This is a genomic window from Pseudomonas sp. S3_A09 (assembly GCF_054668065.1).
In genome coordinates this window covers 4,301,075-4,318,991 of sequence record NZ_CP162752.1, presented here as the reverse complement: position 1 = coordinate 4,318,991, position 17,917 = coordinate 4,301,075, and the positions used below count along the sequence as shown (strand labels likewise).

Annotated in this window: 18 protein-coding genes; 10 read left to right on the top strand and 8 right to left on the bottom strand. The window is 59.8% G+C overall.

What is annotated here, in order from left to right; all coding sequences use genetic code 11:
• Nucleotides 1–41: 41 nt before the first annotated feature.
• Nucleotides 42–1,232, bottom strand: coding sequence for a purine nucleoside transporter PunC (gene punC, locus AB4N92_RS20110; protein ID WP_010211991.1), 1,191 nt, complete (start codon nt 1,230–1,232; stop codon nt 42–44).
• A gap of 122 nt (nt 1,233–1,354) precedes the next feature.
• On the opposite strand from punC, the gene punR reads away from it, so the two are divergent.
• The gene (gene punR / locus AB4N92_RS20105; RefSeq protein WP_044286841.1) at nt 1,355–2,278 is read left to right on the top strand and encodes a DNA-binding transcriptional activator PunR; all 924 of its coding nucleotides are present in this window, start codon (nt 1,355–1,357) and stop codon (nt 2,276–2,278) included.
• On the opposite strand, the gene AB4N92_RS20100 is transcribed toward punR, so the two are convergent.
• Nucleotides 2,259–3,428, bottom strand: a complete 1,170-nt coding sequence (locus AB4N92_RS20100; RefSeq protein ID WP_154846930.1) for an aspartate aminotransferase family protein — start codon at nt 3,426–3,428, stop codon at nt 2,259–2,261. The genes punR and AB4N92_RS20100 overlap by 20 nt on opposite strands.
• A gap of 102 nt (nt 3,429–3,530) precedes the next feature.
• Between AB4N92_RS20100 and AB4N92_RS20095 the strand changes: the two genes are divergently transcribed.
• Nucleotides 3,531–4,436 (top strand): LysR family transcriptional regulator, encoded by a 906-nt coding sequence (locus tag AB4N92_RS20095; RefSeq protein ID WP_047541546.1) that lies wholly within the window; start codon nt 3,531–3,533, stop codon nt 4,434–4,436.
• Here AB4N92_RS20095 and AB4N92_RS20090 read toward each other — a convergent pair.
• Nucleotides 4,433–5,056, bottom strand: a complete 624-nt coding sequence (locus AB4N92_RS20090) for an HAD family hydrolase (protein WP_198730013.1) — start codon at nt 5,054–5,056, stop codon at nt 4,433–4,435. The genes AB4N92_RS20095 and AB4N92_RS20090 overlap by 4 nt on opposite strands.
• A gap of 301 nt (nt 5,057–5,357) precedes the next feature.
• Between AB4N92_RS20090 and AB4N92_RS20085 the strand changes: the two genes are divergently transcribed.
• On the top strand, nt 5,358–6,593 hold the full coding sequence (locus AB4N92_RS20085; RefSeq protein WP_198730012.1) for an anthrax toxin-like adenylyl cyclase domain-containing protein: 1,236 nt from the start codon (nt 5,358–5,360) through the stop codon (nt 6,591–6,593).
• Between the two features lie 68 nt (nt 6,594–6,661).
• Here the strand turns inward: AB4N92_RS20085 and fabV are convergent, their stop codons facing one another.
• Entirely contained in the window at nt 6,662–7,855 is a 1,194-nt protein-coding gene (fabV, locus tag AB4N92_RS20080) for an enoyl-ACP reductase FabV (RefSeq protein WP_010211998.1), read from the bottom strand.
• Between the two features lie 309 nt (nt 7,856–8,164).
• Here fabV and AB4N92_RS20075 point away from each other — a divergent pair, with 309 nt between their 5' ends.
• Nucleotides 8,165–8,989 (top strand): aspartyl/asparaginyl beta-hydroxylase domain-containing protein, encoded by an 825-nt coding sequence (locus AB4N92_RS20075; RefSeq protein WP_010211999.1) that lies wholly within the window; start codon nt 8,165–8,167, stop codon nt 8,987–8,989.
• Between the two features lie 150 nt (nt 8,990–9,139).
• Complete coding sequence (gene ppnN, locus AB4N92_RS20070; protein WP_010212000.1) at nt 9,140–10,513, top strand: nucleotide 5'-monophosphate nucleosidase PpnN; 1,374 nt, start codon at nt 9,140–9,142, stop codon at nt 10,511–10,513.
• Between the two features lies 1 nt (nt 10,514).
• Here ppnN and AB4N92_RS20065 read toward each other — a convergent pair whose 3' ends face one another.
• Nucleotides 10,515–10,907: a RidA family protein gene (locus AB4N92_RS20065; RefSeq protein ID WP_236267340.1), complete on the bottom strand. Its 393-nt coding sequence runs from the start codon at nt 10,905–10,907 to the stop codon at nt 10,515–10,517.
• A gap of 154 nt (nt 10,908–11,061) precedes the next feature.
• Between AB4N92_RS20065 and AB4N92_RS20060 the strand changes: the two genes are divergently transcribed.
• The 3 genes from AB4N92_RS20060 (at nt 11,062) to AB4N92_RS20050 (ending at nt 12,157) form a co-directional block, all read left to right on the top strand.
• Nucleotides 11,062–11,319, top strand: coding sequence for an AbrB/MazE/SpoVT family DNA-binding domain-containing protein (locus AB4N92_RS20060; protein ID WP_236267339.1), 258 nt, complete (start codon nt 11,062–11,064; stop codon nt 11,317–11,319).
• A complete protein-coding gene (locus AB4N92_RS20055; RefSeq protein WP_010212003.1) occupies nt 11,316–11,711 on the top strand; it encodes a PIN domain-containing protein in 396 nt (131 codons plus the stop codon). Before AB4N92_RS20060 ends, AB4N92_RS20055 begins: the two co-directional genes overlap by 4 nt.
• A 71-nt stretch (nt 11,712–11,782) precedes the next feature.
• Nucleotides 11,783–12,157 (top strand): hypothetical protein, encoded by a 375-nt coding sequence (locus AB4N92_RS20050; protein WP_010212004.1) that lies wholly within the window; start codon nt 11,783–11,785, stop codon nt 12,155–12,157.
• Between the two features lie 6 nt (nt 12,158–12,163).
• On the opposite strand, the gene AB4N92_RS20045 is transcribed toward AB4N92_RS20050, so the two are convergent.
• The gene (locus AB4N92_RS20045; protein WP_010212005.1) at nt 12,164–12,493 is read right to left on the bottom strand and encodes a YXWGXW repeat-containing protein; all 330 of its coding nucleotides are present in this window, start codon (nt 12,491–12,493) and stop codon (nt 12,164–12,166) included.
• Nucleotides 12,494–12,623: 130 nt separating this feature from the next.
• Nucleotides 12,624–13,523 (bottom strand): DMT family transporter, encoded by a 900-nt coding sequence (locus AB4N92_RS20040; RefSeq protein WP_031290448.1) that lies wholly within the window; start codon nt 13,521–13,523, stop codon nt 12,624–12,626.
• A 99-nt stretch (nt 13,524–13,622) separates the two neighbouring features.
• Between AB4N92_RS20040 and AB4N92_RS20035 the strand changes: the two genes are divergently transcribed.
• Nucleotides 13,623–14,459 (top strand): LysR family transcriptional regulator, encoded by an 837-nt coding sequence (locus AB4N92_RS20035; protein WP_236267338.1) that lies wholly within the window; start codon nt 13,623–13,625, stop codon nt 14,457–14,459.
• A 65-nt stretch (nt 14,460–14,524) separates the two neighbouring features.
• Here the strand turns inward: AB4N92_RS20035 and mqo are convergent, their stop codons facing one another.
• Nucleotides 14,525–16,171: a malate dehydrogenase (quinone) gene (gene mqo, locus AB4N92_RS20030; protein ID WP_010212011.1), complete on the bottom strand. Its 1,647-nt coding sequence runs from the start codon at nt 16,169–16,171 to the stop codon at nt 14,525–14,527.
• 483 nt (nt 16,172–16,654) lie between these two features.
• Here mqo and AB4N92_RS20025 point away from each other — a divergent pair, with 483 nt between their 5' ends.
• Nucleotides 16,655–17,842 carry an MFS transporter gene (locus AB4N92_RS20025; protein ID WP_021490974.1) on the top strand — a complete coding sequence of 396 codons (1,188 nt, stop codon included), beginning with the start codon at nt 16,655–16,657 and terminating at the stop codon, nt 17,840–17,842.
• Nucleotides 17,843–17,917: the final 75 nt, after the last annotated feature.

The window sequence follows — 17,917 nt, the reverse complement described above, 5'->3', positions numbered from 1 at the left end:
CTATTGCAGGCAAGCCAGCCCCCACAGTTTTGACCGCGTCGTTACTTCAGATTCGGTGCCAGGACTGAATTGTCGGCTTTCGGCCGCGCCAGCCAGTAGCCCAGCACGGCCAGCGGCGCGGTCGCCAGCATCACGATCGCGGTAATCAGCAGCGGCTGGTCAAGCATCGACGACACCACCAGGCTGCTGAGAAAACATAGGCCCAGTTGCAGGGTGTTTTGCAATGCCGCCGCCTTGCCGGAATTTTCCGAAAACGGCATCAGCGCATTCGCCACCACGATGGGGTAACTGGCACCGTTGCACAGCGCCATCAGGCAGAACGGAATCAACAAGGTGGTGAGGGTTGGCACCGTCAAGGTGGCGACCAGGTACAGCGCCACCATGCTGATGCAGTACGCCAGCAGCAACCAGGGCAACAGCGTCTTGCCCTGGAAGCGCTGCAAGGCGCTGCGGCAACTGTAGCCACCGACCAGGAACGCCAACGTAGGCAATACGTAACTCAGGCCAATATCATTCGGGCTGTAGCCCATGCCGCCGAGGATGAAGGGCGACGCCGTCAGCCAGGCGAAGAAGCTGGCCGAGCAGGCGGCAAAAATCATCACATTCCCCGTAAATACGCGGGACGTGAGCAACTGTCCATAACCGAGGCGCACCGGCTCGCGCCCCTCCGTCGGGCGTTTCGGCATGCCACGCAGGAATACGGTCGGCAGCAGCAACAGCACCGACACCCCCAGCAACACGCCGAAGATCGCCTGCCAACCGAAGTGATTCAGCACCATCGCGCCCAACAGCGGCGCCAGCGCTGGCGACAACGACATCAGCGGCATGATGCTGGCGAACACGCGATGGGCCTTGTCGGCCGGGTAGCGATCAATCACCAGTGCCTGCCAACTCACGGCGGCGGAACACACACCAATCGCCTGGATAAAGCGCAGCGCCAGCAATTGCGGCGCGGTCTCGACCCAGAACATCCCCGCGCAGCCCAACACAAACAGGCTCAGGCCGGCGAGCAGGATGGGCTTTCGCCCCAAGCGGTCGGACAACGGCCCCCACAACAGCTGCCCCACCGCAAAGCCGGCGAGGAAAATACTCAAGCTGGCACCTACTGCGCCAGCGCCAATCTGCAACTGCTCGCCCATGGCACCAAATGCCGGCAAGTACATGTCCATGGCGAGGTAACCGAGCATGCTCAGTCCCGCCAGATACCAAGTGAAGCCAAAAGAGTTTTTCATTGAAGCCTTGTTCATTCTGCCATCAAACTATTTGCTGACTGGCGCCCATTATGAAGCTGACAGATTCTCTGTGAAGCGATAATAATTGGACACTCTTATCAATAAATTTGAAGGCAGTCAGCATGTGGTCCGAATATTCCCTGGATGTGGTTGACGCCGTGGCACGCCATGGCAGCTTCAGCGCCGCAGCTCAGGAACTGCATCGAGTGCCGTCGGCCGTCAGCTATACCGTGCGCCAGCTGGAAGAGTGGCTAGCGGTGCCCTTGTTCGTGCGACGCCACCGGGACGTGGAACTGACGCCCGCCGGCCGCCTGTTTATCGACGAAGCCCGTGGCGTGATGAAGAAAATGCTCGGCACCCGGCGCCTGTGCCAGCAGGTCGCCAATGGCTGGAGTGGCCAGTTGAAGGTCGCGGTGGACTCCATCGTCAAACCCCAACGCTGTCGGCAGCTGGTGCTGGACTTCTATCGACAGTTTCCCGAGGTCGAGTTGCTGCTGGAGTACGAAGTGTACAACGGCGTGTGGGATGCCCTGGCAGATGAACGCACCGACATTGTGATCGGCGCGACCAGCGCGGTGCCGGTGGCCAGCCACTTCACCTTCCGCGATATGGGTTTGTTGAATTGGCTGTGCGTGGTCAGCGCGCGACACCCGCTGGCCAGCGTCGAAGGATTATTGAGCGACGATCAGCTGCGTCCCTTTGCCTCCCTGTGCATGACCGACACCTCGCGCAACCTACCCAAGCGTGACACCTGGACACTGGATAACCAGCGTCGGCTGGTGGTGCCGAATTGGGCATCCGCGATCGATTGCTTGCGCGACGGTCTGTGTGTAGGCATGGCGCCGGCGCATCAGGTGTTGCCGTGGATCGAACGCGGTGAGCTGGTGGCGCTGCAATTGAGCCGGCCGTTTCCGGCCAGCCCGTCTTGCGTGGCGTGGGCACAGAACAAGCTGTCCCCGGCCATGGCTTGGCTGCTGGAGTACCTGGGCGATACCGAAACCCTGAACCAAGAGTGGCTTAACGGCCCTACGCCAGTAACCGGGTAATGGCCCGCACGATCATCTCGACCTCCTGAGTATCCAGGGTCAGCGGCGGCAACAGGCGAATGATCTTGCCCCGCGTGACGTTGATCAGCAACCCGTGCTCCTGGGCGGCGCGCTGAGCCAGGTCCCGGCAGGGGCTGGCCAACTCGATACCGATCATCAGCCCCTGGCCACGAATCGCCACGACCTGCGCATGCTCATTCAATTCCACGCGTAACCGGGCCAACATGCGTTCGCCCTGTTGTGCTGCGTTCTGCAGCAAGCCTTGCTCTTCGATGATGTCCAGCACGGTGCATCCGACCCGACACGCCAGCGGGTTGCCGCCAAACGTGCTGCCATGACTGCCCGGTGTAAACAATTGGGCCACCGCGGCCCGAGCCAGGCACGCGCCGATCGGCACGCCATTGCCCAGGCCTTTGGCCAGGGTCATCACGTCCGGGACGATGCCTTCATGCTGGAAGGCAAACCAGGTGCCGGTGCGGCCGATGCCGGTCTGGATCTCGTCAAGCATCATCAGCCAGCCCTGGCGTGTGCAGTGATCGCGCAAGGCTTGCAGGTAACCCGACGGTGCCGGCAGCACACCACTTTCACCCTGGATCGGTTCCAGCAGCACCGCGGTGATGCGCGGACCAAATGCCTTGGTGATCGCTTCCAGTGCCGCCAGATCACCAAAGCGCACCTTGAGAAAATCCCCCGGCAACTGTTGGAAGCCCAGGCGGACCGAGGGGCCATCGCTCGCGGCCAGGGTGCCGAGGGTACGGCCATGAAAGGCGTTCTCCATCACCACCACCAACGGCGCTTCAATGCCCTTTTTCCAGCCATGCAGGCGCGCCAGCTTAAGCGCGGTTTCGTTGGCCTCGGCGCCGGAATTATTGAAGAACGCGCGATCCAGGCCTGACAACTGAGTGAGGCGCTGGGCCAGCCGTTGTTGCCAGTCGATGCTGTAAAGATTGGACGTGTGCAACAGCAAGCCCGCCTGCTCGCTGATAGCCGCCACCAGCCTGGGGTGCGAATGGCCGACATTGGTCACCGCCACACCGGCCACCGCATCCAGGTATTCGCGACCTTGCTGGTCCCATAGGCGCGTACCCAAGCCGCGGGTAAAGCTCAGGGCCAAGGGTTGATAAGTGGTCATCAGGCAGGCGGCGGTCATGGTGCGGGCTCCAGTGCATCGTAGTGATGACTGCAGTATCGTTAGCCACCTGAGCTGGATAAACTGCGCATTCCTGCAATGACTTTAAACCAGGGCTTGATAATGGATCTGTTCCAGGCAATGTCGGTGTACGTGAAAGTGGTCGAGACCGGCAGCATGACGGCGGCAGCCCAAGCCTGCGGGATGTCTACCACCATGGTCGGCAACCACCTACGTGCGCTGGAGCAGCGGCTGGGCGTCAGCCTGCTCAAACGCACCACACGCAAACAAAGTCTCACTGAATTTGGTGGCCAGTATTACCAGCGTTGCCTGGAAGTACTGGGGCTGGTAGCCGACTCCGAACAGCTTGCCGAGCAAGCCCACAGTGATGTCCCCAAAGGCACCCTGCGCATCACCGCGCCCCCCGTGTTCGGCACCGAACGCCTTACACCGGCCTTGAGCGAATTTTCCCGACGCTACCCATTGATCAATCTGTACGTGGTACTGAGCAATGAGCGGATGGACTTGGTCGACAGCGGCTTCGACGCGGCGATTCGCCTTGGCGAACTGGAAACATCCAGTCTGATCGCCAGGCCAATGCAGGCCTACACCCTCACCCTCTGCGCATCACCTGATTACCTGGCGCGACGTGGTACACCTCAGACCCCCGAGGACCTGCAGCACCACGACTGCCTGGCGTTCGCCTACCCGGCGAGTGACAACTGGCGCGACGCCGACAAACTGTGGCGCATGACCGGCGAGAGCGGCGAGGTGGAGGTTCCAGTATCCGGCTCTTTGACCATCAACAGCTCGCAAGGCCTACGCCAGGCGGCCGTCAACGGCATGGGCATCATCATGCTGGCCGATGCCCTGGTGCAGCCGGATCTGGAGAGCGGCAAGCTGGTGGCCTTGCTCACCGCCTATCGACTCCCCAGCCGCCCCATGCATCTGCTCTACGGCCAGGACCGTTATCGGCTGCCCAAGCTGCGCGCCTTTGTGGATTTCGCCATGGAAAAATGGGCGCGCTAAAAGCCCACACCCCATTCTCGCAATTGAGCGGCAGTGCGCTCGGCGGACACATGATGAATCCCCCGCCAGCCGAGGGCGATGGCTGCTTCGATGTTGCCGGCAACATCATCGATAAACACCACTTCCGCCGCCTGGATATCTGGCAGGTGGGCCCGTACCTGGCTGAGGCTGGCGTCGTAGATCGCTGCGTCAGGCTTGATCAGTTTCAACTCGCCGGACACCACGATATCGCGAAAAAATTGGAGGAAGGGGTAGTTGGCCCGCGCATACGGGAAGGTCTCAGCCGACCAGTTGGTGAGCCCGAACAGCGGCATATCGGCCTGGTGCAGCGCCTCGAGGATCGCCACGCCTTCCGTCAACGGGCCACGCAGCATTTCGTGCCAGCGATCGTAATAGGCTTGGATCAGGCGTTCATGATGCGGGTATTGCTCGATCAGGCTGCGGGTGCCTTCGGCCAGGGAGCGACCGGCATCCTGCTCGGTGTTCCACGCCTGGGTACAGATATTCTCGAGAAACCACTGCCGTTCGCCATCATCGGCAATCAGCTTGCGGTAAAGGTGCTGCGGGCTCCAATCGAACAGGACCCCGCCGAAATCAAAAACCACTGCACGCACGGTCATATGCGCCTCCCAATTAACTAATGTGCTGCGACAGTCTCCTACAGCAATGACACGCGGCGGCAAGCAATCAACTGTAGGCCCCTTCCGATAATGTCATGGAACGCGCACTACCAGCAGCGCTGTAACCCCCGGCATTCGAGACTTGCACCGTCTTTCGTCGATTCGGCGCCGTACAGCCAGACATACTTTTTTCGCCCCGCCCCTAAAAAATGGCTCTAGTGTCTGCCCTGCAATCGAGGGAATGCTCGGGTCTGGAAGGGATCATCCAACATGCCGATGAAACATGACTTGGAGACATTCAATGAGAGACATCATCTCCCCTGCTATTTCACCTTCCGCACTCAGCCTGCACGTAGTACTGAGCGCTCAAGCCAGTCGGTCGACTGGCATCGCCCAAGAGACGAACAACTCGGTAAATCTCGCACTTGAACGCGTCAGGGGGCAGACCGGAATAGTGCCGAGCCATCTTGCGCCCTTGCAAAATATCGCGGTGGATACCAACTCCATCATCGGTGTACGTCCCGTAGAAACCGTGGCTACCGGGTTGATAGAGGCCGGTCACCCCACCAAGGATTTTCACATCAAGGGAAAAAGTGCCAACTGGGGACCGCAGGCTGGCCTGATCTGTACGAACCAAGCGTTCAGCAAGCTTGAAAAATTCAAGGAGGACGCGCCCGCAAAAGTGACCCGCGCCAACGAACAAATCCAGGAGTGCATCCGCGATGGACATGCCGTCGCAGTGCCTCTGAGTATTTCGAGCCACCGCCTCGGCGAACTGATGAAACTCGGCCAGATCACCGACCTGACAACAAAGACACACAGCGACACGCTGCGTTTCAGTGCTCAAGGCCCCAGCCAGCAGATGTATGCATTCGAAGGCAAACGCACATCGCCCTCAGAAGATAGCTATCTGATCTTCCACGAAGGCAAACCCATTGAAGTGCTGGCAAAACGCGAAGGAGGCAAGGCATTGACGGCCGATTATGACCTGCACATGGTCGCGCCCCACCTCAGCGATTTTGGCCCACAGGACAGAATCCCAGTGCCCGACATAGCGCACAGTGTTTTCACTCAGCGAATCGATCGCTACAGGCAGCAACGACCTGACCCCAGCACTTTTCAAGTGCCGCAAGCGTTACGCGCAGACTATGAAAGCGCTGCACACTTCTATCAAAAGGAAGACCCCGATCTGGGCAATGCCACGCCACGGATAAAGCAAATGATTGAGCTGATCAATCACCGCTTAGTCGGCAATGGAGAGCGGGTGGTACACCACAATGCGGACTCCGGTAGCCCCGCGACGGAAGTCGCCGCCAACTACCCGGCAACCTTCTTTCTACCCACAAAGCTTGGGCGCTTTGACGAGGTCAGCATCATCAACAACAGCAAGGAAATGGCGGAACTGATAACAACAGCCAAAGACAGCGGCTATCACGTTGCTGTTAATCCGCTTTGGGAGAAAGAAGTAACTGGCATCAAACGCTCTGGTTTCACCCATGCGCAGGAGCGGCTGGCGTCGACCTTTCGCCAAGATTGAGCACCTTGGGCGCAAACCAGACAGCAGCCTGATAACAGGCTTATCGAGGCTGCTGTCGACCCCAGCAATTATGCCGAGATGAGACCGTTGATCTTCACGGTCGGGTTCACGTCAGCATCGTAGTCCACGCCATCGATTTCAAAACCGAACAAGCGCAGGAATTCAGCCTTGTAGCCGGCAAAATCGCTGATCTCGTTGACGTTGTCGTCGGTGACCTGGTTCCACAGGGCTGCCACGGCGTCCTGGACCTTCGGTTCCAGCTCGGCCAGGTCGGCACGCAGGCGGCCGTCGGCGTCGAGTTTCGGCTGGCTGCCGTACAGGCTGTCCTTGAACAGGCCGTAGACCTGCTCGATGCAACCTTCGTGGGTGCCCTGCTCTTTCATCACTTTGAACAGCAGAGACAGGTACAGCGGCATGATCGGGATGGCCGAGCTGGCCTGGGTGACCACGGCCTTGAGCACCGATACACGGGCATCGCCCTTGAGTGCAGCGAGGTTGTCGCGCAGGGTCAGGACTTTCTTGTCGAGGTCTTTCTTGGCTTCGCCGATGGAGCCGTTCCAGTAGATGTCCTGGGTCAGCTTCTCGCCAAGGTAGGTGAACGCGGTGGTCTTGGCGCCTTCGGCCAGCACGTCGGCGTCACGCAGGGCGTCGATCCACAGCTGCCAATCTTCGCCGCCCATCACTTTGACGGTGCCGTCGATTTCTTCCTGGGTTGCAGGCTCCAGGGTGGTGTCGACCACAACGCCCTTGTCGGTGTTGATACCGCGCAGGGTCACAGCCTTGCCGATCGGCTTAAGGGTGGAATTGTGCACCACGCCTTGCGGGTCGGTACGGCGTGGCGCGGCCAGGCTGTAGACGACCAGGTCGATCTTGCCCAGGTCTTTCTTGATGGTTTCGATGGTCAGGCGCTTGATCTCGTCAGAGAACGCGTCGCCGTTGATGCTCTTGGCGTAAAGGCCTTTCTCGACTGCAAATTTCTCGAATGCGGCGCTGTTGTACCAGCCGGCGGAACTCAGCTTGCCTTCTTCGCCTTCTTTCTCAAAAAACACGCCCAGGGTATCGGCGCCGCAGCCAAACGCAGCGCTGATGCGCGCGGCCAGGCCGTAACCGGTGGATGCACCGAGGACCAGGACCTTTTTCGGGCCGCCTTCGATGACGCCGTGCTGAGTGACGTAGTCGATCTGCTCTTTGACGTTCGCTTCACAGCCAACAGGGTGAGCGGTCACACAGATGAAGCCACGAACCCGCGGTTTGATGATCATAAAATTTCTGCCTCTTCCAAGGTGCCGAAGGCCAGTGGTGGCCATTCAACTTCAATCGTACCGGTCTATGACGTCCAAAAAACCGAAGCGTCACGATAGTCGCAAATCTTCTGTTTACAAAATCCAATCCGCTCAACGCAGCCAACGTTAAAAACTGTGTAGAGCCTTCACAATTTTGCAATATTTAAAACGCCTCTCCAGCGCCGAACGCCTTATCATGACGCAGTTGTTTCAATATGTTTCAAAACCCCACCACTCGCGGCCACGGATCCGGACCTGTCGAATGGCGTCCTGCTGGAGCTGAGTGTCATGAACAAGCCTGCTTTGCGTAAAAAAGCGGCATCGGTCGCCTGGGTACTCGGCGTCCTGCTGATTATTGATATGTTCCCCGAAACCACATTGGTATTTCTCGGGCTGGTGGTGATCTGCGGTATTTACGACTTCCTGCGCAATGGCCTGTACGACGCGCCCACCATCAAGAAATATTTTATCGGCAGCGGCCGCAACACCTGGCTGCTGGCGCCGTTCAATACCCTGTTCGACCTGTTGAGCTCGCGTAACCGACACGTTTACACCATGGCCGACCTACCGCCAGCCTGGCGTGAAGAGCTGCAACAGGTGATCGAAGACGCCATGGCCCACAAGGACGAAATCATTGGTTACCTGGACGAACGCATGGCCGAGAAGAAGCGCGGCATGTTGTTTTTCCAGTGGTATGGCCAACCCATCGAGACCACCCTCGACATTCCGAGACTGCGCAGAAAACTACCGTTCGTGAAAACCATTGGCGTGTCGGTATTCAATGAAAACCGCTCCACCTCATTTCATTTCGGCCCCCTGCGCATGATGTTCCGCGTGCTCTACAACATGGCACCGGCGCCCCATCACGAGGGCGTCTACATCCAGGTGGGCAGGCACAAGCATTACTGGCACGACGACCCGCTGTTTATTTTCGATGACACCCTGATGCACGCCTCTTTCAACAAAAATGATGCCAAGCGTTACTGCCTGTTTATCGATATCGTGCGACCGACACCGGTGCCCCAGGTTCTCAACGCCGTGATCGCGGGGTTTGCCGGCATGGCCTTTACCCTGCGTCGGGTTTTCTACAAAAACTGGAAGCTGATTCAGTAAGTTCTGCGGCATGATGGTGTTGGACGGTGTTTGCGCTCGGCCTTGCGCCTGAGGTAAATATCCGTCTCGTGCGACCGAATTCGGCGCCCATCATTCTCAAGCCATCGCGGTCCCTCGCGGGTGCGGTGGCTGCGCTTTCAAGGAATCAGAATGCCCCAACGTCAAGTCATCAATGCGTCCGTCAGCCCCAAAGGCAGCCTCGAAACCCTGTCCCAACGTGAAGTCCAGCAACTGAGCGAAGCCGGTACCGGCAGCATCTACACCCTATTCCGCCAGTGCGCCCTGGCGATCCTCAACACCGGCGCGCACATCGACAACGCCAAGACCATCCTCGACGCCTACAAAGACTTCGAAGTGCGCATTCATCAACAGGACCGTGGCGTGCGCCTGGAATTGCTGAACGCCCCCGCCGATGCCTTCGTCGATGGCGAAATGATCGCCAGCACCCGCGAAATGCTGTTCAGCGCCCTGCGTGACATCGTCTACACCGAAAACGAGTTGGACAGCCAGCGCATCGACCTGAGCAACTCCCAGGGCATCACAGACTATGTGTTCCACCTGCTGCGCAACGCCCGTACGCTACGCCCCGGTGTCGAGCCGAAAATCGTGGTGTGCTGGGGCGGGCACTCGATCAATACCGAAGAATACAAATACACCAAGAAAGTCGGCCACGAACTGGGCCTGCGCAGCCTCGACGTTTGCACGGGCTGCGGCCCCGGCGTGATGAAAGGTCCTATGAAAGGCGCGACCATTTCCCACGCCAAGCAACGCATTACCGGCGGGCGCTACCTTGGCCTGACCGAGCCGGGCATCATCGCCGCCGAAGCGCCGAACCCGATCGTCAATGAGCTGGTGATCCTGCCGGACATCGAAAAACGCCTGGAAGCCTTCGTTCGCGTCGGCCACGGCATCATCATCTTCCCGGGCGGTGCGGGCACGGCCGAAGAGTTTCTGTACCTGCTGGGCATCCTGATGCACCCGGACAACCGCGACCTGCCCTTCCCGGTCATCCTCACCGGGCCGAAACATGCCGCGCCGTACCTGCAACAGTTGCACGCATTCGTCGGTGCCACCCTGGGCGAAGCGGCGCAAGCGCACTACCAGATCATCATCGATGACCCGGCCGAAGTGGCGCGCCAGATGACCGTCGGCCTCAAGGCCGTGAAGCAGTTCCGCCGCGAGCGCAACGACGCGTTCCACTTCAACTGGCTACTGAAGATCGACGAAGGCTTCCAGCGCCCGTTCGACCCGACCCACGAGAACATGGCAAGCCTGCAACTGAGCCACGCATTGCCGCCCCACGAACTCGCCGCCAACTTGCGCCGTGCGTTCTCCGGGATCGTGGCCGGTAACGTAAAGGACAAAGGCATCCGCCTGATCGAGCAGAACGGTCCTTACGAAATCCACGGTGACCCGGCCATCATGAAACCGCTGGACGAGCTGCTACAGGCGTTTGTCGCCCAGCACCGCATGAAGCTGCCAGGCGGCGCGGCGTATGTGCCGTGTTATCGAGTGGTTCAGTAAGCTAGCGCTGCACCGCCACGCATTTGATTTCCACCAGCAGACCGGGGTGTGCCAGTTCGGACACCCCGATGGTGGTCCAGGCGCAATGCCCGCGTGGGAACAGGCGGTTTTTCACGTCACGGAAAACTGCCATGTGCTGGCTCATGTTGACGTGGTAGGTCGTCATGTCCACCACGTCTTCGAAGCGGCAACCACCCTCCTCCAATACTTCCCGCAGGTTTCCCGAGGCGGCGATGAATTGCGCCTCGGGATCTTCGATCACGGCCAGTTGCGGAGTGCGGCCGACCTGGCCCGCGCAGTAAAGAGTGTTGCCAACCTTTACCGCTGGCACGTAGCCGGCGCGCTCGACAATGGGTTGCATGGTGGCAGGAATGATCAGATGGCGGTCGGTCATAGCTTGTATCTCTTTGGGCCTGAGGCGGGCGTGTGAGCGTGCAACGTTCGAGCTAGGGTTTTACCTGTTCCCACCTACTCACACCAGCGAGCGACCTATGGACCAACGGATCTTGCCCTTCATAAATCCTTACCTTAGGGTAAGGAATATCACGATGGAGATTTTCACGATGTCGACCGCCACACTGACCTCAAAAGGGCAAATCACCATCCCTGTAAAAGTGCGCACCGCACTTGGCCTGGAAACGGGCGACCGGGTTGAATTTGTCGAAACGGAAGACGGCACGTTTTCCATTATTGCCGCGAGCAGAACCGTCCAGGATCTCAAGGGGCTTGTCCGCAAGCCCGCACAGGCCGTATCGATCGCAGACATGAACCGCGCCATCGCCGTGCAGGGAGCCAAGGCAGGATGATTGGGCTCGATACCAATGTGCTGGTGCGTTACGTCACCCAGGATGACCCCGTGCAATCACCCAAGGCCTCTGCCTTGATCGAATCGCTGACCACCGTTTCACCGGGCTTCGTCAGTCTGGTGTCCGTGGTGGAGTTGGTCTGGGTGCTGCAAAGCTGCTATCAATCGACCAAAAGCGACGTGGTGACGGTGCTGGAAACGCTGCTGCGTACCCGTGAGCTGACCGTTGAGCATGCCGAAATCATCTGGCAGGCACTGCGCCGATTCACGGCCGGTAAAGCCGATTTCGCCGACTACCTGATCGAACGCTGCGCCCATGCGGCAGGCTGTGAGTACACCGCCACCTTTGACCTCGACGCGGCCAAGGGAACGGGCATGAAACGCCTCGCCTGAAGCCTCCGCGTTGCGGGGAGTTCCGGGCTTTGGTAAAAAACGCCTCTACTCCGATCAAGAGAACGACCAACGTGCGCACGCTGCTTCTCGCCGCCATGGCCCTGGCGCCAACCCTCGCCCTGGCCGACACCATCGCCTGGCCCGACTTGCCCAAAACCTGCTTCGTCAGCGGGCGCGCCGCCACAAGTGCAGATATCGACAGCGGCTGCGCGGCGTTCCTGATCAATGTGCAAGGCAAACCGGCGGGAACACCGATCAACGTGGATGTCCCGCAGTACGCCCTGCACGTAGACGAGGCCACCGGCAAGGAAACGCCGGTGATCATCATCCAGGCTGAAGAGAACGGCGCGACCAGGATAGTGGGCTACCAGGAACTGGGCAGCGATCAACTCGGTGCTGCACTGCTGCGGGAGGTTCGGCTCCTGGGCACCCAAAAGCCGATTTAGCCTGACTCAGCGAACCCAGCCCCCACCCTGCCAGTGATACCCATCATTACGCTGCACCCAATGCGGATGCACGTAGCGGTACCCCTCGCGCACCGGCTCCCAGTGGCCATGCACCGCGACATAGCGTCCGCCTTCCCAACGCCAGTAACCGCGCGACCATATATAGCCGTAGCGCACCGGCGGCTCGACTTCGATCACTTGCACTGGCGGCGGTTGCGGCGCGACGACTTCGACATACTCACGTTGCACCGGCCTGCGCTCGTGCACGACGCGCTCTTGCACACACCCGGATGCCGCGACGACCATGGCTACCAATGCTGCATAACGTAGCAACATAAAAAACCCTCGGGCGTTGACGCCCACTACCTGCACCGTTAAAAAATGCCCCCTTGTTTCAACCTCGCTCCTGCTCGGCCCTGAGTATTTTTAACAGGTGATGTCTGTCAGCTTGCTGAACCCGCAGTCCTCAAGAGGCGCAGGCGACGGTCGGTCGCTTGCGGCGTATCAACAACAGCCCGCCGACGACCACGGCAATGCCGGCGTAGGTCGAGACCTGGATCACGTCGCCAAACATCAGCGCCGCCCATACCAGGGTGACCGGCGGTTCCAGGTAGACCAGCGCCGCCACCTGGGTCGCGGTCATCACGCGCAGCAGCATCCACAGGCTCAAATAGGCGACGAAGGTGGAGAACAGGGTGAGCCAGACAATTGAGATCAACACGTCAGGGTCGTGGGGAATACTTAGCGTATCGGTGTAGAGCACGGCGCCGGTAAAACCGATCAAGGTCAGCAACGACTGGATGAACAGCGGCAGCACCAAGCCTGCGTCCTGGCGTTGAACGGTGCGGCGCTCATACAGGGTCGCCAGCGTCAGCCCCAACGCGGCGGCCAGGGGCAACAGGTACATGACCAGGCCGACGCCCTCCCCACCACCGCCGTACTGCCCAGCGATCACGATGGATACGCCTACGAAGCTGATCATCAGCCCCGTCCACTGCCAGCCGCCACTGCGTTCAGCCGCGCTGCCACTCGACAGCGCCGCCGTCATTAACGGTTGCGTCGCCGCGATGATTGCAGCGATGCCGGGAGACAAACCATTCTGGATCGCGACGTAGAGGCAACTCAGGTACAGGAACTGCGAGAGAAATCCGGTGACGGCGTAATGGCGAACCTGCACCCAAGAAACCTTCAGTAACCTGACGTTCAAGAACAGCCCCAGGCACAGCGAGACCAGCAGGAAGCGCCAGAACAGCAGATTGAAGGCACCGCCGCCTTGCGTACCCAGTTTGGCGCCGATATAGCCAGAGCTCCATGAAAGTACAAATGCCACCTGCAACAACAGCCGCTTTAAGGTTGGTCGCGTCATGAAGCCTGCCCGTCAGTCCAAGTTGACTGAAAGGCTAAGGGCAGCACATGCTTCTGTATATTTGAATAAGCTGCACTATCAATTCGCAATAGTGGAATCATGGCCAAACAACTGAATATCGACCTGTTGCGCACGTTCCATGCCGTGGCGCGCTTTGGGCGGTTCAACGAAGCAGCCGAGCATGTGCACCGCAGTGCCTCCACCGTGACGACACAGATACAAAAGTTGGAGGATCAGGTCGGCCAACGCCTGTTCAGCCGTAGCAATCAAGGCGTTGAGCTGACCCTGTACGGCAGGAAACTGCTGGTCGAAACCATCGAGTTCCTCAAGAGTCATGACCGCCTGCTGATCTCGCTGATGCCACAGCGCATGCAGGGAAAAATTCGCTTGGGCATTCCCGACACCTACGCACCGGCGTTTATGCAGGATTTGCTGCCCCAGTTGATCGCCGACAACCCGTTGCTGGAGCTGGAAGTCGAAGCGCGTACCAGCGGTGAACTGTTGAATTTGTTTATGGCCAACCAGCTCGACCTAGCTATCACCGTCAGTGCCCAACCACTGGCACAGGGCGAGCGCCTGGGGCCGGTTCAGCCGCTGTGGGTGGCGGCCGAGCATTTCAGTTATCCGCCGAACGCGGCGCTGCCGATCACCGTGCCTGTCGCCGGCTGCCCGTATCGTGCGGCGGCCTTGCAGGCGTTGAAAGACCATGGGATTTTCCACCGTGTGCTGCTGGAAAGCCCCAACTCATCAGCGGTCGAAGCCTGCGCGCGCAGTGGCGTGGCGGTGGGCCTGATGGAAGAAAGCCGTATGGGCGAAGGGCTGATGCACATGACAGAGCTGCCGCCTCTGCCGGCGCAGCATCTGTACCTGCTGTGCGATACCGGTAATGCGCTGGCGTTGCACTTGCATGAGCAAGTCAGGCATTTCAAGGTCTGAACAGCACGCCTAAAAAAGCCCGCTGACCGTTACCGGTCAGCGGGCTTTTTAACATCAGGCTTGGCTTACAGCGCCAGGTCAGACGCCGGCTTGCTCGGCTCAGCCGCAGGCTTGGCAGCCTCGGTGGCCTTTGGTGCAGCCACTTGCGGAATCACAGGCGGTGTAGGCAGTTGCAGGATCTCGGCGGTGTAGGCCCATTCCTTGGCAACCGCTTCAGGGCTGTCGTTCAGCTTGGTGCCGTAGCTCGGTACGATCTGGTGCAGCTTGGTCTGCCACTCAGGGGTCGCCACCTTGTCCTTGAACACTTTCTGCAGCACGGTCAGCATGATCGGAGCCGCGGTGGACGCGCCTGGCGATGCGCCCAACAGGCCGGCAATGGTGTTGTCGGCGGAGCTGACAACTTCGGTGCCGAGTTTCAGCACGCCGCCCTGCTCTTCGTCACGCTTGATGATCTGCACGCGCTGACCGGCTTGCCACAGGCGCCAGTCGGATTGCTTGGCGTTCGGGAAGTACTCTTGCAGCGCCTTGAAGCGGTCGTCGTCCGACAGCATCAGTTGGCCGGCGAGGTACTCGACCAGTGGGTATTCGCGAATACCGACTTTGGTCATTGGCCAGATGTTGTGGGTGGTGGTGCTGGTCAGCAGGTCCAGGTACGAGCCTTCTTTCAGGAACTTGGTCGAGAAGGTGGCGAATGGGCCAAACAGGATCACGCGCTTGCCGTCCAGGACACGGGTGTCCAGGTGCGGAACCGACATCGGCGGTGCGCCAACCGAAGCTTTACCGTAGGCCTTGGCCAGGTGCTGCTCGGCCACGGTTGGGTTATCGGTCACCAGGAACGAGCCGCCTACCGGGAAGCCAGCGTATTCCTTGGCTTCAGGAATGCCCGACTTTTGCAGCAAGTGCAGTGCACCGCCGCCCGCGCCGATGAACACAAACTTGGCGTCGGTCTCGGTCTTGGTGCCATCTTTCAGGTTTTTGTAGCTCACACGCCACGAACCGTCGGCGTTCTTGGTGATGTCCTGCACTTCGCTCGACAGTTTCAGGTCGAACTTAGGGGTGGTTTGCAGGTGAGCGACGAACTGGCGGGTGATCTCGCCGAAGTTCATGTCGGTACCCAGCGGGCTCCAGGTGGCCGCGATTTTCTGGTTCGGGTCACGCCCTTCCATCATCAGCGGAACCCACTTGGCGATCTGCGCCGGGTCTTCGGAGTACTGCATGCCGGCGAACAGCGGGCTGGCTTTCAGGGCTTCGTAGCGTTTTTTCAGGAACTTGATGTTGTCATCGCCCCACACAAAACTCATGTGCGGTGTGGTGTTGATGAACGAACGCGGGTCCTTCAGCACGCCCTGACGGACCTGCCAGGCCCAGAACTGACGGGAGATCTGGAACGCTTCGTTGATCTCGACCGCTTTCGGGATCTCAACGTTGCCGTTCTTGTCTTCAGGGGTGTAGTTCAGCTCAGCCAGGGCCGAGTGACCGGTACCGGCGTTGTTCCAGCCGTTGGAGCTTTCTTCGGCGACGCCGTCGAGGCGCTCGACCATTTCCATCGACCAACCCGGCTCCAGCTCATTGAGCCATACACCCAGGGTCGCACTCATAATGCCGCCGCCGATCAGCAGCACATCGACTTTCTTTGCCTCTTCCGCGTGAACGGAGCTGATCCCCAGCGACAAAGCCAGCCCCAGCAGGGCAGTGTTTACTTTTTTAAACATCAGTAGCACCTATGATAAAACGCCATCCGCCCTACCGCCCCTGATCATGGGCAACCCTCTATCACGCTGCGCCAGGCAACGCACCGCGGGGTTTGCACATTCACGAGAGAGCCGCAGGGTGGGCACACAAGGCCGACGTATCGACCTCACTGTTTATGTCCCTTCTGCGCTGACTTCTTATCATTATTGGCTTCAGCTACCTGGGCGAGAGCCAATCGCTGGGACGTATACGGATGTACGCACCAGAGAAAGACTAGACCAAGACGGCGCGCAGAATATCACGGCAAAAGGCCGTTATGCGCTGTTTGGCCAATTGACAGCTCTAAATCGCGGGTTTTAACCCGTCGATGTCAAGCGTGGCAGGCGCGACCTGAGGTCACAGGCCCGGAACTCTCACGCAAAAGGCTGTTCTAGACACCTTTGCCGCTGCTTGCGTAGCATCGGCGGCTCTCCTTCGTGCAATCCATCCCAATAGAGTTACCCATGACTATCCAGCAAACACCCGGGCACGTGCTGCCCGCGCGCAGCGCCGCCAAAATGGAAGCGGCCATGGCCGTGGGCGCCTTCGCGATCGGTACTGGCGAATTTGCCATCATGGGGTTGATGCCCGACATCGCCCAAAACCTGGGTTTGAGCGAACCCCAGGTCGGCCACGCCATCAGCGCCTACGCCCTGGGCGTCATGGTTGGTGCCCCGCTGCTAGCGATCCTCGGCGCCAAGCTGCTGCGTAAACACATGCTGCTGTTGCTGATGGGCCTGTACGCCCTCGGCAACCTGGCCACTGCGTTCACCCCGACCTTCGGTTCGCTGGTGGCCTTTCGCTTCATCAGCGGCCTGCCCCACGGCGCCTACTTCGGCATCGCTGCCGTCGTCGCGTCCAGCATGGTACCCAACGACAAACGCGCCGGCGCCGTGGCCCGCGTGATGATGGGCTTGACCCTGGCCATGCTGCTCGGCAACCCCATCGCCACCTTCCTTGGCCAGCACCTTGGCTGGCGCTCGGCATTTGCGCTGGTCAGCGTGATTGCCCTGTGCACCATCGCGCTCGTCTGGCAGTACGTGCCCCATCGCCACGACGAACAACGCAGCGACCCGCGCAAGGAGATGCGCGCTTTCACCAAGCCTCAAGTGTGGATGGCCTTGTCGATTGGTGCGATTGGGTTTGCCGGGATGTTCTGCGTGTTCAGCTACCTGGCGCCGACGATGCTGGAAGTGACCAAAGTGTCGCCGCAGTGGATTCCCTTCGGCCTGGCGGCGTTTGGCGTGGGCGGCATCATCGGCAACATTGCCGGTGGCAAACTGTTCGATCGCATGCAGTTCCGTGCAGTGGGCTTGATCCTGGTGTGGTCGATGGCCGTGCTGCTGTTCTTCCCCTTCGCGGCATCGTCGCTGTGGGGCGTGCTGCTGAGCATGGGTCTGGTCGGCACCATGGTGGCCCTGGCCGCACCGCTGCAAATCCGCCTGATGGATATTGCCCACGAAGCCCCGAGCCTGGCGGCAGCGTCCAACCACGCGGCGTTCAACCTGGCGAACGCGCTGGGGCCATGGTTCGGCGGCATGGCGATTACGGCCGGATACGGCTGGACCAGCACCGGCTACATCGGCGCCGCGACAGCGCTGGTTGGCCTGGGCATCTACCTGATAGCCCGTCGCATGAAAGGCGGGCAGTGACACTTCCCAGACCACCACAGCCCTAATGTGGGCACTCTGATGTGGAAGCGGGCTTGCCCGCGATAGCGGTGGGCC